23 protein-coding genes are annotated in these 19,097 nt (G+C 63.8%); 11 read left to right on the top strand and 12 right to left on the bottom strand.

What is annotated here, in order from left to right:
* Positions 1–26 precede the first annotated feature (26 nt).
* Positions 27–695 (bottom strand): S24 family peptidase, encoded by a 669-nt coding sequence (locus CJD35_RS02415; RefSeq protein ID WP_017181467.1) that lies wholly within the window; start codon positions 693–695, stop codon positions 27–29.
* A gap of 115 nt (positions 696–810) precedes the next feature.
* Here CJD35_RS02415 and CJD35_RS02420 point away from each other — a divergent pair, with 115 nt between their 5' ends.
* On the top strand, positions 811–996 hold the full coding sequence (locus CJD35_RS02420; protein WP_026002103.1) for a hypothetical protein: 186 nt from the start codon (positions 811–813) through the stop codon (positions 994–996).
* Positions 993–1,364: a hypothetical protein gene (locus tag CJD35_RS02425; RefSeq protein ID WP_017181468.1), complete on the top strand. Its 372-nt coding sequence runs from the start codon at positions 993–995 to the stop codon at positions 1,362–1,364. The genes CJD35_RS02420 and CJD35_RS02425 overlap by 4 nt, the downstream gene beginning before the upstream one ends.
* A 4-nt stretch (positions 1,365–1,368) precedes the next feature.
* On the opposite strand, the gene CJD35_RS02430 is transcribed toward CJD35_RS02425, so the two are convergent.
* Positions 1,369–2,232: a hypothetical protein gene (locus CJD35_RS02430; protein WP_017181469.1), complete on the bottom strand. Its 864-nt coding sequence runs from the start codon at positions 2,230–2,232 to the stop codon at positions 1,369–1,371.
* A 59-nt stretch (positions 2,233–2,291) separates the two neighbouring features.
* Positions 2,292–3,518 carry a TIGR04063 family PEP-CTERM/XrtA system glycosyltransferase gene (locus CJD35_RS02435; protein ID WP_017181470.1) on the bottom strand — a complete coding sequence of 409 codons (1,227 nt, stop codon included), beginning with the start codon at positions 3,516–3,518 and terminating at the stop codon, positions 2,292–2,294.
* A 90-nt stretch (positions 3,519–3,608) separates the two neighbouring features.
* Between CJD35_RS02435 and CJD35_RS23365 the strand changes: the two genes are divergently transcribed.
* The 3 genes from CJD35_RS23365 to CJD35_RS02445 are packed head-to-tail and all read left to right on the top strand — an operon-like array spanning position 3,609 to position 5,768.
* On the top strand, positions 3,609–3,731 hold the full coding sequence (locus tag CJD35_RS23365; RefSeq protein ID WP_017181471.1) for a hypothetical protein: 123 nt from the start codon (positions 3,609–3,611) through the stop codon (positions 3,729–3,731).
* A complete protein-coding gene (locus CJD35_RS02440) occupies positions 3,724–5,091 on the top strand; it encodes a putative O-glycosylation ligase, exosortase A system-associated (RefSeq protein WP_086485760.1) in 1,368 nt (455 codons plus the stop codon). Before CJD35_RS23365 ends, CJD35_RS02440 begins: the two co-directional genes overlap by 8 nt.
* Positions 5,088–5,768, top strand: coding sequence for a hypothetical protein (locus CJD35_RS02445; RefSeq protein WP_017181473.1), 681 nt, complete (start codon positions 5,088–5,090; stop codon positions 5,766–5,768). The genes CJD35_RS02440 and CJD35_RS02445 overlap by 4 nt, the downstream gene beginning before the upstream one ends.
* Here the strand turns inward: CJD35_RS02445 and CJD35_RS02450 are convergent.
* Entirely contained in the window at positions 5,758–6,312 is a 555-nt protein-coding gene (locus tag CJD35_RS02450; RefSeq protein ID WP_017181474.1) for a type 1 glutamine amidotransferase domain-containing protein, read from the bottom strand. The two genes, CJD35_RS02445 and CJD35_RS02450, sit on opposite strands and share 11 nt — an antisense overlap.
* Before the next feature lie 105 nt (positions 6,313–6,417).
* On the opposite strand from CJD35_RS02450, the gene CJD35_RS02455 reads away from it, so the two are divergent.
* Together CJD35_RS02455 and CJD35_RS02460 are read left to right on the top strand one after the other, a co-directional pair.
* Positions 6,418–7,401, top strand: a complete 984-nt coding sequence (locus CJD35_RS02455; RefSeq protein ID WP_026002104.1) for a DNA topoisomerase IB — start codon at positions 6,418–6,420, stop codon at positions 7,399–7,401.
* Positions 7,402–7,418: 17 nt separating this feature from the next.
* Complete coding sequence (locus CJD35_RS02460) at positions 7,419–8,567, top strand: mechanosensitive ion channel family protein (RefSeq protein ID WP_017181476.1); 1,149 nt, start codon at positions 7,419–7,421, stop codon at positions 8,565–8,567.
* A 9-nt stretch (positions 8,568–8,576) separates the two neighbouring features.
* Here CJD35_RS02460 and dgcA read toward each other — a convergent pair whose 3' ends face one another.
* The gene (dgcA, locus tag CJD35_RS02465; protein ID WP_017181477.1) at positions 8,577–9,551 is read right to left on the bottom strand and encodes an N-acetyl-D-Glu racemase DgcA; all 975 of its coding nucleotides are present in this window, start codon (positions 9,549–9,551) and stop codon (positions 8,577–8,579) included.
* A 106-nt stretch (positions 9,552–9,657) separates the two neighbouring features.
* Between dgcA and CJD35_RS02470 the strand changes: the two genes are divergently transcribed.
* On the top strand, positions 9,658–11,445 hold the full coding sequence (locus CJD35_RS02470) for an ABC transporter transmembrane domain-containing protein (RefSeq protein WP_017181478.1): 1,788 nt from the start codon (positions 9,658–9,660) through the stop codon (positions 11,443–11,445).
* 15 nt (positions 11,446–11,460) lie between these two features.
* On the opposite strand, the gene CJD35_RS02475 is transcribed toward CJD35_RS02470, so the two are convergent.
* The 5 genes from CJD35_RS02475 to CJD35_RS02495 all read right to left on the bottom strand — a co-directional run bounded on the left by CJD35_RS02475 (position 11,461) and on the right by CJD35_RS02495 (position 14,569).
* A complete protein-coding gene (locus CJD35_RS02475; RefSeq protein WP_019053545.1) occupies positions 11,461–11,790 on the bottom strand; it encodes a PilZ domain-containing protein in 330 nt (109 codons plus the stop codon).
* A gap of 240 nt (positions 11,791–12,030) precedes the next feature.
* Entirely contained in the window at positions 12,031–12,453 is a 423-nt protein-coding gene (locus tag CJD35_RS02480) for an ExbD/TolR family protein (RefSeq protein WP_017181480.1), read from the bottom strand.
* Between the two features lie 24 nt (positions 12,454–12,477).
* A complete protein-coding gene (locus CJD35_RS02485; RefSeq protein WP_026002105.1) occupies positions 12,478–12,966 on the bottom strand; it encodes an ExbD/TolR family protein in 489 nt (162 codons plus the stop codon).
* 115 nt (positions 12,967–13,081) lie between these two features.
* On the bottom strand, positions 13,082–13,837 hold the full coding sequence (locus CJD35_RS02490) for a MotA/TolQ/ExbB proton channel family protein (protein ID WP_174302239.1): 756 nt from the start codon (positions 13,835–13,837) through the stop codon (positions 13,082–13,084).
* A 72-nt stretch (positions 13,838–13,909) separates the two neighbouring features.
* Positions 13,910–14,569, bottom strand: coding sequence for an energy transducer TonB (locus CJD35_RS02495; RefSeq protein ID WP_017181483.1), 660 nt, complete (start codon positions 14,567–14,569; stop codon positions 13,910–13,912).
* A gap of 349 nt (positions 14,570–14,918) precedes the next feature.
* Between CJD35_RS02495 and CJD35_RS02500 the strand changes: the two genes are divergently transcribed.
* Together CJD35_RS02500 and CJD35_RS02505 are read left to right on the top strand one after the other, a co-directional pair.
* Positions 14,919–15,695: a hypothetical protein gene (locus CJD35_RS02500; protein ID WP_017181484.1), complete on the top strand. Its 777-nt coding sequence runs from the start codon at positions 14,919–14,921 to the stop codon at positions 15,693–15,695.
* Between the two features lie 85 nt (positions 15,696–15,780).
* Positions 15,781–17,085 (top strand): homoserine dehydrogenase, encoded by a 1,305-nt coding sequence (locus CJD35_RS02505; protein WP_017181485.1) that lies wholly within the window; start codon positions 15,781–15,783, stop codon positions 17,083–17,085.
* Positions 17,086–17,091: 6 nt separating this feature from the next.
* Here CJD35_RS02505 and CJD35_RS02510 read toward each other — a convergent pair whose 3' ends face one another.
* The gene (locus CJD35_RS02510; RefSeq protein WP_017181486.1) at positions 17,092–17,520 is read right to left on the bottom strand and encodes a hypothetical protein; all 429 of its coding nucleotides are present in this window, start codon (positions 17,518–17,520) and stop codon (positions 17,092–17,094) included.
* A gap of 118 nt (positions 17,521–17,638) precedes the next feature.
* Between CJD35_RS02510 and glpX the strand changes: the two genes are divergently transcribed.
* Positions 17,639–18,622, top strand: a complete 984-nt coding sequence (gene glpX / locus CJD35_RS02515; RefSeq protein WP_095687178.1) for a class II fructose-bisphosphatase — start codon at positions 17,639–17,641, stop codon at positions 18,620–18,622.
* A 57-nt stretch (positions 18,623–18,679) separates the two neighbouring features.
* On the opposite strand, the gene CJD35_RS02520 is transcribed toward glpX, so the two are convergent.
* Positions 18,680–19,057 (bottom strand): MerC domain-containing protein, encoded by a 378-nt coding sequence (locus CJD35_RS02520; RefSeq protein WP_026002108.1) that lies wholly within the window; start codon positions 19,055–19,057, stop codon positions 18,680–18,682.
* Between the last annotated feature and the right edge of the window lie 40 nt (positions 19,058–19,097).

Below are 19,097 nucleotides of genomic sequence, written 5' to 3' on the forward strand. Positions count from 1 at the left end.
GCGCCAAGATAGGTAGGCTGCCCGCGCTAGACCAGACGCCTGCCAGTCCAGACGACGCGACCGACAATATCCACCAGCGCCGGATCAATGTCAGTCCAGTCGGGATAATGGAGATTGTCGCTGACGACGCTGAAGCGGCCACGCAACGGCCCCATCGCGATCCGTTTGACCATCAGCACGCCGTCGAGCCGCAAGACGTACACGCCATCGCGCAACCGGGTGGCGTCATCGTCATGATCGACCATGATGTCATCGCCATCGCTAAGCGTGGGCGCCATCGATTCGCCATCGACCCGGATGATCGAAACGCGCTGCGGCCGCACCCCCAGATGACGCAGCCAATGCGCGTCGAACGCCATCACACCGGCTGTGCGCTCATCTTCGTCCAGCGTGCCGACGCCTGCCGACGCGCCCAGCGCCAGGCGCGGCACTGCCACGACGGCAGGCATGCCGCGCGTGCGGGCGGGGACCGTCACCGGCGCGGCGCTGCCACCCAACATCTGTTCAGCGACACCGAAATAGCGGGCCAGCACATGCCGGTCCGCCTCATCCAGTTTACGCGGTGTGCCACGTTTGATGAACTGCTGGATATAGGCGGGGTTGCGACCGATCAGCCGGGACAGATCGGCATAATTTTCCCCCCGTTCGGCAATCAGCCGATCCAGCGCAATCCGGGCGTTCTGCGATTCATCCATATCCAATCCATAATGATAGGAATTTTCCTAGACAAGTAGGAAAATGGCTTAGAGATAGGAATATGCCTATCGACTTGCAGCGGGTGAGTCGGACCGAAAGAGGAGAAAGAAGCCGATGCTGTTGCACGCGATCGAACGATTCCTTCGCCAACATGACATGCCGCCAACCACCTTTGGTCGCGCCAGCACGCGCGATCCACGGCTGGTTTTCGACCTGCGCCAGGGGCGCGAGCCGGGCGACCGCGTAAGGAGACGAGTAGAACATTTCATGAACACATATCGCAGGAGCATCAGCCAATGACAAGCGTCCATCATGGATTTGGCATCAAGAATCTGGTCCAAAACAAACCGATAGGAAAATCCCATCGCGATCCCCTACCCCGGCTGCTGGAGCAGCTGCTCCAGCGGGCGGGCGCGCCGACGGTGATCGAGCGTGCGGTGAGTCGCCCCTGGGCGAGCGCCCTGTTCGAAGGACGCCGCCACATCGTCACTCTACGCCTGTCCGGCGCCAGAGCGACGACGCGCTTCCGCGCCTTTGCCGAGGGGATAGAGAGCGCGGAATGGCAGGTACCGGGCCATTTCGTCGCCGACATCACGATCGACGATTCGCGACAGGAAGCAGATGAATGGTGGGTGGAACTGTCGGCGCTGACGATCGAGGACTGGTAGGGGCTTAACGCCCCTGGCCAGCCATGCTGCGCAACGCGCCCAGGGCCGCGCGCAGGGCATCGTCGGCATCCTGCGCCACCATGTCCCGCACCGGCACGGCGGGCGCAACCGGCATATCGGCGATAACCCGCACCGTGCCGGCATCCGCCGCCGGCGCGCGGCTGCGCAGGGCAAGGCCGCGCTCCAGCCGCTGGGTCAATTCGGTGATCGACAAGCCCTGGGTCGGGATGGGATCAAGCCGCGCGGGCATGACCGGCGCGGTGTCCTGCGATGCTTCCTTGGCGACATCCGGCTCGACGGCAGGGGCGGCCAGGCGCTGAAAGGTCGGCTGGGGCAAATCTTCATCGGCCATCGGCAAGGGCGCACTGGGCATGACCAGACCTTCGGACGGGACGACAGCATCCTGTTCAGGTTCGGAGCGCGTCGCCAATGGCCTGCGCAATGCATCGGTACGGCCGAAAATGTCGAGGCCGTTGAAATCGCGACTCGCAAAAATGGGCGCGCGGGCGGGTGCATCGGGATGGGCATCGGCGCGACGCAGCGACGGCGTGGCGTCATCGACTGGGGCAATACGTCCCCGCGCCAGCGCGGTCAGTTTTGAAAAAGCGAAACCCATTTTTCTTGCTCCCTGGACGCGCACCATGCGTCCTTCCTGTTCAGCCTGCCGGTCCTGCCGACGCATCATTCCCACAAAGCCCACGGCCATCAGCGCGGTAAAACCGGCCAGCAGCAGCCGGGCTTTGAGCCCCAGCGGCGGGGCGGCGGCGGGCAAGGTTTCCGACAGGCCGCTCGACGCCACGACCATTTCGATCAGCCCGACCGGAATCCACAACACCAGCAGCGCTGCGGCCAGGCCGACCAGCGCCATGATGGCGATCCCTCTTGTTCGTGCTGCCCTGATGGCCACTTCGATTGTCCAACCTTGCCTCAGGCGGCCGCGCGCGTCCGGGCGGGACGCGCCAGCAGCCGCTGGTAAACAGGTTCGTAACGCAAAATGTTTGACGACCAGTTACGCTCACGCTCGACAAAGGCGCGGGCAACCGCGCGCCGTTCTTCCCAGATGCCGCGATCGGCAAACAAGCCCGCGAGCGCGGCGGCCATGCCTGCCGGATCGTCGGGCGGGAACAAGGTTCCGGTGACGCTATCCTCTATCAGTTCACGATGGCCGCCCACGCTGGAGGCGGCGACCAGTTGACCTTGCGCCATGGCTTCGAGCGGCTTCAATGGCGTTACGAGATCCGTCAGCCGCATCGCCTTGCGCGGATAGGCCAATATGTCGATCTGGGCGTAATAATGTTCGACCTGATCGTGCGGCACCCGGCCCACAAAGACGATATGGTCGGCAAAGGGCGAAGCGAGCGCCTGATCGCGCAGCGCCTGTTCGCGCGGGCCGCCGCCAACCAGCAGCAGCTTGGCCCTGGGCCGGGCGCGGACGAGTCGCGGCATGGCTGCGATCAGATCGTCCAGCCCTTCATAATCGTAGAAGCTGCCGATGAAGCCGACGACATCGGCCCCTTCAAGACCGAGTTGCGCCGTGAGCGCGGGGTCGCGTGGCACGGGCGTACCGAACTGGTCCATATCGACGCCATTGGGCGACACGATGATCTTGGACGGATCAATCCCGCGCGTGGCCAGATCGGCGCGCAGACCTTCGCAGATGACCGCTACCGCATCGGCATTGCGCACGGCGTGGGTTTCGAGCTGGCGGGTGAGCCAATACCGCGGACTGCCCTCCGTCCCGGTGCCGTTGCCGACCGCTGCATCTTCCCAGAAGGCCCGGATTTCATAGACCAGGGGAATGGCGTGGCGTTTGGCCACGCGCTGCGCGGCGATGGCGTTGAGCACCGGCGAATGGGCGTGGATGATGTCTGGCCGCCATTGCTGCACCAGCGCCTCGATCGCGTCGGCATGGGCGGCAATGTCGCGCCACTCGCGCAGCACCGGATTACCCGTTGCGGGCTTGCCGGGGGTGCGGTGGAAGTGAAGGCCGTCGACCAGTTCCTCCAGCGGACCCGATGCGCTGTGGCGATGCCCGGTTATGCCGCGCACCTCCCAACCCCTGGCCATCTGCGCGCGCAGGATGGCGCGCGTGCGGAAGGTGTAGCCACTGTGCAGCGGCAGGCTGTGATCCAGCACATGAAGAATATGGGTCATAGCCCATAGACTTAGGCGCAAAAGGTTTAACGGCCCGTCAACTGTGTCGCGTTAGGGAGGAGCGGTAGCCAGTGGAACCACCAAGACCCAATGATCGACACCCTGTCCCTGCTGATCAGCCATGGCGTGATCCTGCTCGCCGCGTGGCGGCTGTTGCCGCGCGCGGATCTGGATCGCGATCCGCCAGCAGAGGAGCGCGCGCGCGATGCGTGACCTGTTCTTCGTCGCCTTTCTGGGCGTCTTTTTCCTGATGGGGCTGAAGCGCCCGTTTCTGCTGGTCGCCGTCTACGCCTATATCGACATCGTCTCGCCCCAGCGCCTGTCCTATTTCCTGCTCAATTCGATCCCGATCTCCGCCATTGCCTTCGCCGCGATGGTGGGCGCCTGGCTGGTCGTCGACGACAAGAAGGATTGCCGCTTTTCCGCGCGGCAGGCGCTGCTGCTGATCCTGCTGCTCTGGTGCGGCTATACCACCGCGACCGCCGATTTCCCGGTCGAGGCGATGACCAAATGGAACTGGGTGTGGAAGGCGATCATTGCGGGCATCTTCCTGCCGCTCACCCTGCGCACGCGCCTGCGAATCGAGGCGATGACCGTTTTCATGATCCTGTGCGCCAGCACGATCATCATCAATGGCGGCATGAAAACCGCCCTGTCGGGCGGTGGCTATGGCGTGCTGAACCTGATGGTCGAGAATAATAGCGGCCTGTATGAAGGATCGATCATCAGCTGCGTCGCCATTTCGCTGATCCCGCTGATCCTGTGGCTGTCCAGGCATGGCACCATATTCGCGCCGGACGACTGGCGGGTGAAAGCCTTTTGCTACTGCCTGTGCCTCGCCTGCATGCTGATGCCGATCGGCACCGAAGCGCGCACCGGCCTGGTCTGCATCGTCATCCTGGCGGGATTGATGCTGGTGCGTTCGCCGCGCCGCTTCGTCTATGGGCCGCTGATGCTGCTGGCGGCGCTCATATCCATCCCCTTCCTGCCCGCCAGTTTCACCCAGCGGATGCAGACGATCGAGAATCATCAGGGCGACGAGAGCGCATCGACCCGCGTGGCGGTGTGGATGTGGACGCTCGACTATGTGAAAACCCATCCGGGCGGCGGCGGCTTCGACAATTATCTGCAGAACAGCTTTACCTATTTCGCCCAGAGCGAAGTGGGTGACGGCGACACGAAGCGGATCGAGCGGCGATTGGTGACCGACAAGGGCCGCGCCTATCACAGCGCCTATTTCGAGATGCTGGGCGAGCAGGGCTATTTCGGATTCCTGCTCTGGGCGTTGATCCACGGCATCTGTTTCATCCGCACCGAAATGATCCGCCGCCTGTATCGCAAACGGGCGGGACCGGACGAAGCCTGGATCGCACCGTTCGCTCTGGCGCTGCAACAAGGGCATATCGTCTACATGGTCGGATCGCTGTTCGTGGGCATCGCTTATCAGCCCTTCATCTTCATGATGCTGGCGCTCCAGATCGGCCTCGACACCTATCTGAGCCGGAGGCGCAAGGCCGCGGCGCGAGCGGACCTGAACGCGGCGATGAACCGGCCGCGCGGGGCGCTGGCATGAGCGGCGAGCTGCGCGCATTGGGGCTGGTCCATGGGTTGTTGCTGGGCCTGCTGCTGGCGTCGCCACTGATTGCCCCCAGCCTTATGCCATGGGGGGTCGAAGCCCTGTTCATCCTCGGCGGTTTTCAGCTAAGGCTGGCGGACCGGCGATGGGCCATGCGCAACGGCTGGAGCAACTGGATAAGCCATATCCGCATGGCGCCGGCGCGGCTGATCCCATGGGCAGCGGCGGCGGCGGTGGCTCTGATCGCAGGCGATGGCGCGCGGGCGCAGGCGATCCTGGTCGCCGCGTCGCTGAGCGAATTGCTGATATATCCGGTTTGCACCCACATATTGGCGGGGCTGTCGCGGCGCTCGGCTGGCGCGGTGCTTGTGCTGCTGGTGATGCTCGGCCTTGGCGCTGCGGGGGAGGCGATCCGTTACATGATCGGCTTCATGACCGGCATCAGCGCGTGTCTATTCTGGTTGCGCGGTCCCGATGGGGAGGCACATGCGTTGGGACTGGCGCTGACCGGACTGGTCGCGGCGGCTGTCACGGCTGTTCTGCTACCTGCCGCTATGCCGGTAGCCTTGCCCGCCGCCATCGTCTGCGCGACGCTGGCGCTGGCGCACATTTCAACGCTTCGCCGCCGCCCGATCCCGTGGCGGGTGGGCGGCGGCTTGCGGGTCAGGCCGTAACGGCTTCGGTTTCCACAACGGCCTTGATCAAGGCTTCAACAAAGGCGGGAATGTCGTCGGGCTTGCGGCTGGTGATGATATTGCCGTCCACCACGACCGTATGATCGACGACCTCGGCACCCGCGTTGCGCAGGTCCGTACGTACCGATGGCCAGGACGTGACCGTCCGTCCGTTGACGACGTCGGCCTCCACCAGCAGCCATGGGCCGTGACAGATGGCCGCGACCGGCTTTCCCGCGGTCACGAAGGCGCGCACCGCCGACACCGCCGTCGCATTGGTGCGCAGCGTGTCGGGATTGGCGACGCCGCCGGGCAGTAGCAGAGCGTCATATTCCTCCATCCTGACGGCATCGAGGCGGATGTCGGGGGTTATGGTGTCGCCCTTTTCATCATGCTTCATGCCCTGGATCGGATTTAGATCGGGCGAAGCGAGGGTCACGCTGGCTCCCGCCTCGATCAGGGCGTCGCGAGGGTCGAACAATTCGGACTGCTCGAACCCGTCGGTCGCGATGATGAGGATGCGGCTGTTATTAATGGCGGGCATGGGGCTTCTCCTTGCACCTGTATGGAAACAGGCAAACGGACCACGGCCCGACACGTTGCGGAACGAAGCGATGAAAGGTGGGTTTTTGGCCATGAGAAGGAAAATATGGCCAGCCAACCCCTCATCCATGTGGATGACAGCATCCCCGGCATTTCGCGACGCGCTCTCAAAAATGGCTGGGGCTATTATCAGCCAGACGGATGCCGCATTGCCGATCGCGAAGAGATTGATCGGCTGAATGCCATCGCGCTACCGCCCGCCTATCGCGACTGCTGGTTCTGCCCGATGCCCCATGGCCATATATTGGCGACGGGGCATGACGAGCGGGGCCGCAAGCAATATCGCTATCACCCGGAATTCCGCGCCGGGCGGGACGCACAGAAATATGAAGGCTGCGCCGCGTTCGGTCGCGCCCTGCCGAAATTGCGGGCGCAAATGGAGGCGGACCTGTCGCGGCGTGGATTGCGCAAGGAGCGGACCATCGCCGCGGTCGTGCGGTTACTGGATCTCGGCCGGTTGCGCGTGGGTAATGAATATTATGCCACTACTAACAAGAGTTTCGGCGCGACGACGCTGCGCCGCCGTCATGTCGACCTGACCGGCAAGGCGCTGACGCTGCGCTATCGCGCCAAGTCGGGCAAGCAGCATCTGGTGACGCTGACCGACAGGCGGCTGGTGCGCTTCGTGCGGAATGTGCAGGATTTGCCCGGCCAGCATCTCTTCCAATATCTGGATGAGGATGGCGATGCCCGCCCGATCACGTCGAGCGATGTGAACGCCTATATTGCGCAGGCCATGGGCGGTGCCTTCACCGCCAAGCATTTCCGCACCTGGGGGGCATCGACCATCGCCTTTGCCACTTTGGCCGCTGGGCCGGTGTCGATGAAGGCCCTATTGGAGCCAGTGGCCGCCGCGCTCGGCAACACGCCGGCGATCAGCCGCAAAAGCTATGTCCACCCTGCGCTGCTGGAATTGTGCAAGGATGGACAGGATGAATGGCGCGCCGGGCTTCGCCTGCCGCGCCGTACACGCTATTTGTCTCGCGAAGAGCGCGGACTCATCGCATTTCTCGACACGCTTGCCGGATAAAGGCTAACAGGACCGACATGGCCAACACGACTGAACCCGCCGCCGTAAAAGTGCATACCCCCGATCTTGTCGAGATGTGGCGATCGACCAGCGAATGGCTGTCGGTCCATTATGTCCAGATCGCCATCGCCATTGGCGCAGGCATTCTCATCTATCTCGCGCTGACCGCCCTGCGCCAGTTCGGCAAAAGGTGGCGCGGCGACTTTGGCGACCCGCTTGGCTATACCAATGTGCTGGGCCGTGCTGTGGCGCGCACCACCCATTTCTTCATGCTGATGGTCGCGGCCAAGCTGGTCGCTGGCTATGCCGATCCGCCCGCCGCGCTGTTCAAGACCATCGCCTTCCTGTTCACCATCGCGGCCGTGTTGCAGGGCGCGATCTGGGCGCGGGAAATCATATTGGGGCTGATCGAGCGCAAGACGCTGGCAGAGGATGGTCAGGGCGAAACGCTGGCCAATGCGATGGGCCTGATCCGCGTTCTGGTGACATTCGCCCTGTTCGCGATCGCCACCATCGTCGTGCTGGACAATCTGGGTGTCAATGTGACCGGCCTGGTCGCGGGTCTGGGCATTGGCGGCATCGCCATTGGTCTGGCCGCGCAGGGGATTTTTTCCGACCTGTTCGCCGCGCTGTCGATCATTTTCGACAAGCCGTTCCGCCGGGGCGAGACGATCACCTATGACACCACAACCGCGACGGTCGAGAAGATCGGCCTGAAATCCACGCGGATGCGCGCCATCACGGGCGAAAAGAAAGTGATGTCCAACGCCAATCTGTTGCAGAAGGAAATCACCAGCTATTTCACGCTGGATCACCGCCGCATCAAATTTGCCATCGGCGTCATCTACCAGACCCCGCCTCAACTCGCTGCGCAGATCCCCGACATTCTCAAGGAGATCATCGAAGCCCATGGTGGTAATTTCGTCCGATCCGGCTTTGTCAATTTCGGCGCATCCAGCCTGGATTTCGAAGTCGAATTCGACGTGTATCTGCCGGACTGGGATTCGATATATCAGGTGCGGCACAAGGTTGGCCTCGCCATATTGCAGCGGTTCAACGACGCCGGGCTGGAATTTGCCTATCCGACCCAGACGACCTTCACCGCCGCGCCGGACGGGCAGATGATCATGCCCTATGCAGAAGTGCAGCCGGTACGTGGTGTCTGAACTGCGGCGTCAGCCTGCGCCCCACAGGCTGCCGGGCTGAAGCAGGCCATCGGCCAGCATCAGCGCCCCGTCGCGATCCCGCGCCAGAAGCAGCGCGCCATCAAGGTCGATCCAGTCCGCCCCCTGCGCCACCAGCGCAGCGGGCGCGATGCTAAGCGAGGTGCCAAGCATACAGCCGACCATGACGCGAAACCCCCGGTCCCGCGCCGCCTGACGCAGCGCCAGCGCTTCGGTCAGACCACCGGCCTTGTCCAGCTTGATGTTCACCGCGTCAAAGTCGCCAAGCCGGTCAAGGTCCGCGCTGGTATGGCAGCTTTCATCCGCGCACAGCGGTAAGGGCGCGCGGACTCCGGCCAGCGCCGCCTCTTGACCATGGATCACGGGCTGTTCGACCATTTCGACGCCCAGGTCGGCCAGCGCCTGCGCCTCCGCCGCAATATCGAGATCATGCCAGCTTTCATTGGCATCGACGATCAGTCGCGCGTCCGGTGCGCCCGCCCGCACGGCGGCGATGCGCGCCCGGTCGCCCTCGCCCGTCAGCTTGCATTTGAGCAGGGCAAAACCGCGCCCGGCCGCCGTCCTGGCGGCGGCTTCCATCGTTGCCGGATCGCCCAGGCTGATGGTGAAGGCGGTCGGCAGCGGCGCGGGCTGGCGAAGGCCGGCAAGTTGCCAGACCGGCGCACCCGCACGCTTTGCCTCCATATCCCATAGCGCGCAATCGAGCGCATTGCGCGCCGCGCCGCGTGGCATATGCGTCAGCAACGCCTGCCGGTCGAGCGGCCCGGCATAGGCGCGGATCGCCGCCGCACACCCTTCCGCCGTTTCGCCCTCATAATAGATTGCCGTTCCTTCGCCCCGGCCGACATAGGTGCCATCGCCAACGGTGCAGACGACCACGTCCACATCGGTCTTGGCCCCGCGGCTGATGATGAACGCGCCTGCGACCGGCCAGCGTTCGACGGTCGCGGACAATAGGTGGATCATTGGCGGCTCCAATGCGTGAACGGATCGCCCGCATATGCGCGAAAGTCGCGCGCGCCACCAGCCCCGCCCCATTGAGGCATTGCGGGCAGCCTGCTAAGCGCCGCGCATGGAGGACATACCCACCCCGTCGCCGCGCGCCAGCGCCCGTCCCGCGCTCGGCAGCCTGACAATGCTGTGGGGTTTCGCGAAGCGCTATCCGGGGCGCATTGCAGGCGCGTTGATCGCGCTGATCGTGTCGTCGGCGGCGACGCTGGGCATCCCCAGCGGCTTCCGGCTGGTGATCGACCGGGGGTTCATGGGCGGCGGCGACATCAGCCGCTGGTTCGAATATCTGCTGCTGATCGTCATCATATTGGCGGTGGCGAGCGCGCTGCGCTTTTACTTCGTGTCCTGGCTGGGCGAGCGGGTGGTCGCGGATATTCGCAGCGCGACACAGGCCAATCTGCTGCGACAGGCGCCGCGCTTCTTCGAGGAAAACCGCCCTTCCGAAATCGCATCGCGCATGACCGCCGATACGGCTGTCGTCGAACAGGTGGTCGGATCGACCGTGTCGATCGCGCTGCGCAACATGGTCACCGGCGTTGGCGGCCTCATCTATCTGTTCGCGCTTGCGCCCAAGCTGGCGGCGATGCTGCTGCTGGGCATCCCCGTCATCCTGCTGGTGCTGCTGAGCCTGGGCCGCAAGGTCCGGGCCCTGTCCCGCGCCAGCCAGGACCGGCTCGCCGACGTCGGCAGCGTGACCAATGAAGTGCTGGCGGCGATGAAAATCGTCCAGGCATTCGGGCAGGAACGGCGCGAGGCGGCGCGGTTTGACGCGACGGTCGAAAAGGGGTTCGACACCGCGCGTCGGCGCATCCGGTTGCGGGCGATCATGACGGCGGTGGTGATATCGCTGGTGTTCGGATCGATCACGGCGGTCATGTGGCAGGGCGCGCTGGATGTCGCCGCGGGGAAGCTTTCAGGGGGCAGCATCGCTGCGTTCGTCCTGACTGGCGGGCTGGTGGCGGGCGCCTTCGGCTCCTTGTCTGAAAGCTGGGGCGATCTGCTGCGGGGTGCTGGCGCGGCCAGCCGCTTGCATGAGCTGATGACGGCGACGCCCGACATTTTGCCCCCCGAAAGCCCGACGATCATTCCGACCGCCGTGTCCGGCGCGCGGCTGACATTTGATGATGTGCGTTTCCATTATCCCACCCGGCCCGACCAGGCGGCACTGAATGGCGTGTCGATCGACGTAGCGCCCGGCGAAACGGTGGCGGTGGTCGGGCCTTCAGGCGCTGGCAAATCGACGCTGATCCAGCTGGCTTTGCGATTCTACGATCCCACGTCCGGTACTGTCCGGCTGAATGATGTCCCCTTGCCGCAGGCCGACCCGGCCGCATTGCGCGCGATGATGGCGATGGTGCCGCAAGACAGCGTGATTTTTGCGGCATCGGCCCGCGACAATCTGCGTTACGGGCGGTGGGACGCGACCGACGATCAGATCTGGGACGCGGCGCGCGCCGCCAATGCGGAGGGATTCCTGCGCGCGCTGCCACAGGGACTGGACAGTCCGATGGGGGAAGCGGGTACGCGCCTGTCGGGCGGGCAGCGGCAACGACTGTCGATCGCGCGTGCGCTGCTGCGCGACGCGCCGATCCTGCTGCTGGACGAAGCCACGTCTGCGCTGGACGCCGAATCGGAACGGTTGGTGCAGGATGCGCTCGGCCGATTGATGGAGGGGCGCACGACTATCGTCATCGCCCATCGGCTGGCGACCGTGCGCGCCGCCGACCGGATCATCGTGCTGGACGAAGGGCGGATCGTGGAGCAGGGCGATCATGCCGCGCTGGTGGCGCAGGGCGGCCTATATGCGCGTCTGGCCAGTTTGCAGTTTCAGGATGCGCCCTCGGCCTGATCTGGGGCGCCCTGCTCAGGCGAGGGCGGAACCGCTGCTCAGCTTGACGATATGATCAAGGATTGCGGGATGCAGCGGGCGTTCGAAGGCGCAACCCGCTTCATGGCCGCGCGTCCACAAGACGCGGGCACGACGACCTTCGAAGCCCGGCAACATGACCCATAATTCACTGCCACAGGTGAGTTTCATGAAGCTTTGAAGGCGAAAGCCAGTGACGGATACGTCGGCTATGCGGCTGCTGAACCAGGTTTCGCCAGGACGACGAATACGCACACCGATCTGCACATAGCTGCGCTCTGCCAGCCGTGCCTTTCGGTCCACATCAGTCTGTCTGTCGGCGCTCATCGTTCGCTATCGCCTGCCCTTCGACCGCCATTATCGACGATCGGCGTAAGCAAAGCGTTAATAAGTCTGCCCTGAAGCGGGCGCGCTGTCCGGTCGGCCGGGCGGGGCCGAGCGCATAAAAAAGGGGCCACCCGAAGGCGACCCCTGAAACATGGGCAATATCAAAACCCGGATGCCGCCCTGCCCGCCCGGAAAAACGGGAAGTCTTAGTGCAAGCTGACAGACGCAGGCAATCAGCGTTTAGAAGTTGCCATATTGTTCGTTGCCGACAAAGCCCAGCTTCGTCACGCCCGCACGCTTGATCTCCGCCAGCACCTCATCAACGGTGACATAGCGGGTCTGCGCGTTCGGCTGGAACTGAAGTTCCGGCTCGACCGGCAGGCGCAGCGACTGCTGCAGATATTGACGCAGGGTCAGCAGATCGATCGCCGAACCGTTCCAGGTGATGACCCCGGCAGAATCGATGGCAACCTTGTTCTTCACCGGATCGATCGGGGTGTTCGTCGGCGGTGCGTTCTGCGGCAGGTCGATCTTGACCGCGTGGGTCTGGATCGGAATCGTGATGATGAACATGATGAGGAGAACGAGCATGACGTCGATCAACGGCGTCGTGTTCATTTCCATCATCGGTTCGCCTTCATCGGAACCCATGCTCATGGCCATAGCGAAATCTCCTTAATCAGCCGGTCAGAGGCGGGTCGTCGTCGTGCCGGGTTCCGGCTCGGAGATGAAGCCCACCTTGGGGAAACCGGCGCGCTGCATCGTATAGATCGTACCGCCGATGCACCGGTAGGGGGTGTTGATGTCGCCACGGATATGCACTTCGGGCATGTCTTCGGGCGTCATATTTTCGACGCCGCCTGCCTTCTTGATGTCCGCTTCGAGCTTCGCCACCGCGCGGTTGAGCAGATCGCTGGAATCAACCTTGGTCAAATTCCAATACACTGCGCAGCTGCCGTCCGAACCGGTCGTGACCGAGAGGGAGACATTTTCCGGCTTCGTCGTGGTCGGCTCGAACGCCACCTTGGGAAGTTGCAGTTCGACCGTCTGGACGACGACCGGAACCGCGATAAGAAAGATGATGAGCAACACCAGCATGACGTCGACGAGCGGCGTCGTGTTGATGTCGGACAACGGTTTGTCGTCACCGCCGCCGGGGCCAACACTCATTGCCATTGATAATATCCTAACATTGGTGTCGATGGCGCCTCACCATCGCGAGGGCCATGGTCGGCGGGGAACCGGGTAGTCGCAGCGGCCACCCGGTTCCCACGCCGGCATCTCAAGACAATCAGGCCTTGGTCGGCGCAGCAACCGGCTTGGCAGCAGGTGCGGCGGGAGCCGGAGCAACGCTGGGCTTAACCGCGCCGTTCGACACCAGATAGGCCAGCAGATCGACCGTGAAGCCGTTCAGCTGTTCGGCAATCGACTTGTTGCGGCGCTGCAGGAAGTTGTAGGCGAGCACCGCGGGAACGGCCACGGCCAGACCCAGGGCGGTCATGATGAGCGCTTCACCGACGGGACCGGCGACCGCGTCGATCGACGCCTGACCGGCTGCACCGATCTTGATCAGCGCGCGATAGATGCCGATAACCGTACCGAACAGACCGATGAACGGCGAGGTCGAACCAACGGTTGCGAGGAAGGCGAGACCGCCGCCCAGCGACGAGTTGATCGCGGCTTCCGAACGGCCGAGCGAACCGTGCAGCCAGTCATGGGCTTCGACCGGATCGGTCAGCTTGGTATGTTCTTCCTGCGCCTTGATGCCGTCATCGACGATCTGCTTGTAGGCAGAGTTCTTTTCCAGCTTGGCCGAACCTTCCTTGATGTTGGCGGCGCGCCAGAAGGTCGCGCGGACCTTCTTGCCCTGGTTGATCACCTTCTGCTGTTCGATCAGCTTGGTGAACAGAATGTAGAAAGTGCCGACCGACATGCCGCACAGAATGATGAACACGGTCCAGGCGATGGTACCGCCCTGTTCCAGGGCTTCCATCAGACCATAGGGGTTTTCCGGCTTCGGCGCCGCAGCTGCGAGATACATCAACATGTTCAAGACTTCCCTCTCAATGAGATCAAGCTAGAGCGAGGCGGCGCCGGGCGCACGCCTTGCCCGTTTGGATTATTCCGGCAGACGCCAGGTGATACGGCCATTGTACGTATCGGGCATTTCCGCACCATCAGACCCCTTGGCCGGCTTGAACCGCGCGCGACGCGGCAGCAGGCGGCAGGTCGCCTCATCGAGATCCGGGTGGCCGGTCGAGGAGGTGATGGTGCAGTCGGTTACCCGACCGTCCGCACCGATTTGCAAGCGGAAGCCGGCCGTACCCGAGCGTTCTTCGCGCTGGGCGCGGCTCGGATAGTCCGCATCGCTGAGCCAGCTGCCGGGCGAACTGCGCGGCGTTGCGCGGGTTGCGGCGACAGGCGGCGCCGCGGGCGGCGGCGGTGGCGGCGGGGCAGCGACCGGGACGGGGTTGAACACCGGAGGCGGCGTCCTAACTACAGTCATGGTCGGCGCAGGCGCCGGGGTCTGCACGATCGGCGGCGGGGCCACAACCGGCGGCGGCTCGACCGGCTGGTCTGGCGGCGGCGGTGGCGGCTCCTCGTCCGGTGGTGGCGGCTCTTCCTTCACGTCGATCACGTTCAGCTGTTCTGCCGCCTTTTTGACATATTTCATGCCAAGACCGGTGACGAAGGCATAGCCAAGAACAGCGTGAATCAGGGCGACGATGATGATCGAGACGGTCCGACTCGATCCTTGCGAGTGGTCAGCATAGGCCATTCGGCAACGACACTCCTTAACTCATCTTACCAGTGGTTTATACAAATCAGCCAAAAACGACCCAAGCCGACCGGGCTATCCCGGCCACCTTCGGCCACTGTCCGTCCAATTGCTACCGCACAAACTCCTATCGCGGCACATCGTGGCACGCAAACGCTTTATCGATATGTTCATTTGCGGTTACCATTTCATAGCGGAATGACTTGCCTGTGACATCCTTGCCACGAGCCAAAAATATAGGACGAAGCTGATCATGAAATCCTCCACCCTGCTTTACCGGCTCGCGCTGCCATGCCTCATTTCAGCCGTAAATCTCCCGGTTTTCCCTGTTTTAGCGCAACATCTTCCGATGACAACGCGCTCAGCGCCCGCCGCCACCGGCTTGTCCTACGCCGACATTGTCGACCTGGCGGACACCGCGCCGCTAGTGGCCCATGTGCGAATCCGCAACATCATTCCGTTGAAGCCCGAACAGGCCGGGGACGTCCCGGCGGGCCATAAACGGCTGTTCGTGGAAGGCGACGTCATGGGTTTGATTCGCGGCGAGGCGGGAATCGCCCCCCTTGTAAGCTGGCTCTACGATGCGCCTGTCGACGCCCGCGGCAAATTGCCGAAGCTGAAAAAGGCGCAGGTCATCCTGTTCGCGCGGCCCGGCGGGCGGCCCGGCCAGATCCAGTTGGTTGCCCGCGACGCGCAGATCCCGGCTACCCCCGCAGAGATCGAGCGGGTGAAAACCATATTGTCCGCGCTGGTCGCACGCGATGCGCCGCCCCGCATCCTGGGATTGGGCGATGCTTTCCATGTTGCCGGCACGGTGGCTGGCGAGGGCGAGACCCAGATTTTCCTGCGAACCGAAAATGGCGACCCCGTCTCGCTCTCGATCCTCCGTCGCCCCGGCGAGCAGCCCCGCTGGGCAGTGGCGCTGGGCGAGATTGTCGATGAAGCGGCGAAGGCGCCGGCGCCGGGCAGCCTGCTCTGGTATCGCCTGGCCTGCACGCTGCCCCCTGCCCTGCCCGCCCGCGCGGTGCGGACCCTGTCCGTGCAGGACGCCGAAGCGGCCCGCGCAGACTATCGCGTGGTGATCGACGCACTGGGCCCGTGCGGACGGACGCGGACGCCCGCCTGATACAGCTTTTGCTTGGACCCACGCGCACCTGTCGCTATCAGCGCGGGCTTCATCATCCGCGCTGATTATAGAGAAAGACGCCCCTATGACCAATCTGCACCGCCATGCCCCGCTGCGCGTTGCGCTCGTCGGCCTAGGCACGGTGGGCGGAGGCGTCATCCGGCTGCTCAACACCAATGCGGCTCTGATTGCCCGGCGCGCGGGTTGCCCGGTTCAGGTCGTCGCGATTTCGGCGCGTGACCGGAACAAGGATCGCGGCGTCGACCTGTCCCCCTATGAATGGGTGGACGATATGAACAGCCTGGCGACGCGCGACGATATCGACGTCGTGGTCGAACTGATCGGCGGGTCGGATGGTCCGGCGCTGACGCTGGCGCGCCACTGCCTGAATGCGGGCAAGCCGTTCGTCACCGCGAACAAGGCGATGCTGGCCCATCATGGGCTGGACCTTGCCCGGCTAGCCGAAAAGGGTGGCATTGCGCTCAAATATGAAGCTGCGGTTGCTGGCGGCATCCCGGTGATAAAGGGCATGCGCGAAGGCGCTGCCGCGAACGAAATATCGCGCGTCTACGGCATTCTCAACGGCACCTGCAATTACATCCTGACGACGATGGAAAAGGAAGGCCGGGGCTTTGACGAGGTACTGAAGGAAGCACAGGAACTGGGCTATGCCGAGGCCGACCCCAGTTTCGACATTGATGGCGTCGATGCGGCGCACAAGCTGACCATCCTCGCCAGCCTGGCCTTTGGCACCGAACTGGATTTCGCCGCTGTCGCCACGACCGGCATTCGTCATGTCATCGCCGCCGACATTGCCGAGGCCGCTGCGCTGGGTTTCCGCATCCGGCTGGTCGGCATGGCCCAAAACGGCGCGGACGGGCTGTTCCAGCGAGTCCACCCGATGCTCGTGCCGCTCGACCATCCGCTGGCCCATGTCGATGGATCGTTGAACGCCGTGGTGGCGGAGGGCAATTTTGTCGGCCGCCTCTTCTTCCAGGGCCGTGGCGCGGGCGATGGGCCGACAGCATCAGCCGTGGTCGCTGACCTCATCGATGTCGCGCGCGACGAATATGGCGATGCCTTCGCCATGCCGGTCGCCGCGCTGACGCCGCAAAATACCGCCGATGCTGGCGCAAGGGTGGGCCGCACCTATTTGCGCTTCATGGTACAGGACCGTCCCGGCGTGCTGGCGGAAATCGCAGCGGCCACCCGCGACGCAGGCGTGTCTATCGAAAGCATGATCCAGCGCGGCGCGCATCAGGATGATGGCGTGCTGGTCGCCATCGTGACCCATGCGGGCGAGGAACGCTGCATCCGCGACACGCTCGATCGCCTGGCCGGATCGGACAGCCTGATCGGCACGCCGATGGTGATGCATATTCTGGATTGAACGACGCTAATGCTGCCCGGCGCCCTCAAAGCGATCGGGCAGCGGCGGTGGCGGCGCGAGATCCGCATCGGGATCGATAATGGCGGTGACAGTCCTGGCCATGACATCCGCCACCTTGAACACCGACAGGCCGCCAACGCACCCTGTCCCCTGCCCGCCAACCACCCCGCAACTGCCCTGCCGCACGGCCGCCGCCGAAGCCCGCGGCGCATCCCCCCGCACGATGCCGCCATTTTGCGCCGGCTCGCGCGGCAAGGGCAGGCGTTCGCGGGCATTACGCTCGGCCCGGTTGCCGCACACGACGATCGCATCGCCGCTGCGGTCACAGGGTTTTATCACTTGGGTCTTGCTGCGATACGCGGCCATCAATTCGTCATCCGCCGCATGGGCGGTTACCGGTGCGGCGAGAATGAGGAGGCTGGCCAGAGCTTTCATCGCTCTGCCTGTTAATCATGCAATCATGGCCGCATGATGACCGGCCTCCTTCGTCGCTCGACAAGGACGGGGCAACGGCCTATCCGCTCTGGCCATAAGGATAGGCAGAGGGATGAAGATGGTACAGGCAAGTTCGACGCTGGATCGCGTTCTGGTGCTGGAAATGGTCCGCGTCATCGAAGCGGCGGCCATTGCCGCTTCCAAGCTGATCGGCCGGGGCGATGAAAAGGCAGCCGATGCTGCCGCCGTAGAAGCCATGCGCCTGGCCTTCAACGACCTCTATATGGACGGCACCGTCGTCATCGGCGAAGGTGAGCGCGACGAAGCGCCGATGCTCTATATCGGCGAGAAGGTCGGCAATGCGATCGGCACCGGACCCAAGATCGACATCGCGCTCGACCCGCTGGAAGGCACGACCATCACTGCCAAGGCCGGTCCGAACGCGCTGGCGGTACTGGCGATTTCCGAAGAGGGCGGACTGCTCAACGCGCCCGACGTCTATATGGACAAGCTCGCGGTAGGGCCGGGCTATCCCGACGGCGTGATCGACCTGAGCCGGTCAGCCAAGGAGAATGTCGAGGCGGTCGCCGCCGCCAAGGGCGTGGAACCGTCCGACATCATCGTGTGCGTGCTGGACCGGCCGCGCCATGAAAAGCTGATTGCGGAACTGCGCGCGATCGGCTGCGGCATCATGCTGATCCCCGATGGCGATGTGGCGGGTGTGATCGCCACGACCGATCCTGAAACCACGATCGACATCTATATGGGATCGGGCGGCGCGCCCGAAGGCGTGCTGGCCTGCGCCGCGCTGCGCTGTGTCGGCGGACAGTTCAAAGGACGGCTGCTGTTCCGTAACGAGGATGAAAAGCAGCGCGCCCGCAAATGGGGCATCACCGATCTCGACAAGATTTATGACCTGAAGGAACTGGCCAAGGGCGACTGCATCTTTGCCGCCACCGGGGTTACTGACGGGTCTTTGCTCGACGGGGTCAAGCGGCTGCCGGGTGGCAAGCTGACGACCGAGAGCGTGGTGATGCGCGCCAGCACCGGCACGGTACGTTGGGTGAAGGGCGAACATCGGCTGAACCACAAGCCGGTTTGACCGACAGCGAGCCGAACATAGGGAAAGGGAGTCGGATGGCTCCCTTTTTTTGTGGGCCTAGCGCCCGGCGCGGTGGTTGAGATCGTGCCCTAGTGCCAGGATGCCGACGCCGATCAGCGTATAGACGCTTTCCTGCCAGCCATGGTCCATGGTCAGCGCGCCTGCCATCACCCCAAGCCCCAGCGCTCCGATCGCCGCGGGCATCATGAACCGATGGACCAGCGCGCCATGACCGAGCGCGATCGCGCCCATCAAGATGGCCAGCACCAGTCCCGCTTCGTGAAAGATCGGGCTTTCAAAAATACCGCCCGCCGTCGCCAGCAGGCCCAGCACGACAGCCGTGATAAAGCAATGCGCCAGGCACAGGCCCGACAGCGCGATCGCAAAGCGATCGAGACGGCCGGACATCAGAAAGTGGCGAATGGTCTGCGACATGCTGGTCGCTACATAGGCCAAACCGTTATAAGTTACAACA

Source organism: Sphingobium xenophagum (assembly GCF_002288285.1).
GTDB lineage: Bacteria > Pseudomonadota > Alphaproteobacteria > Sphingomonadales > Sphingomonadaceae > Sphingobium > Sphingobium xenophagum.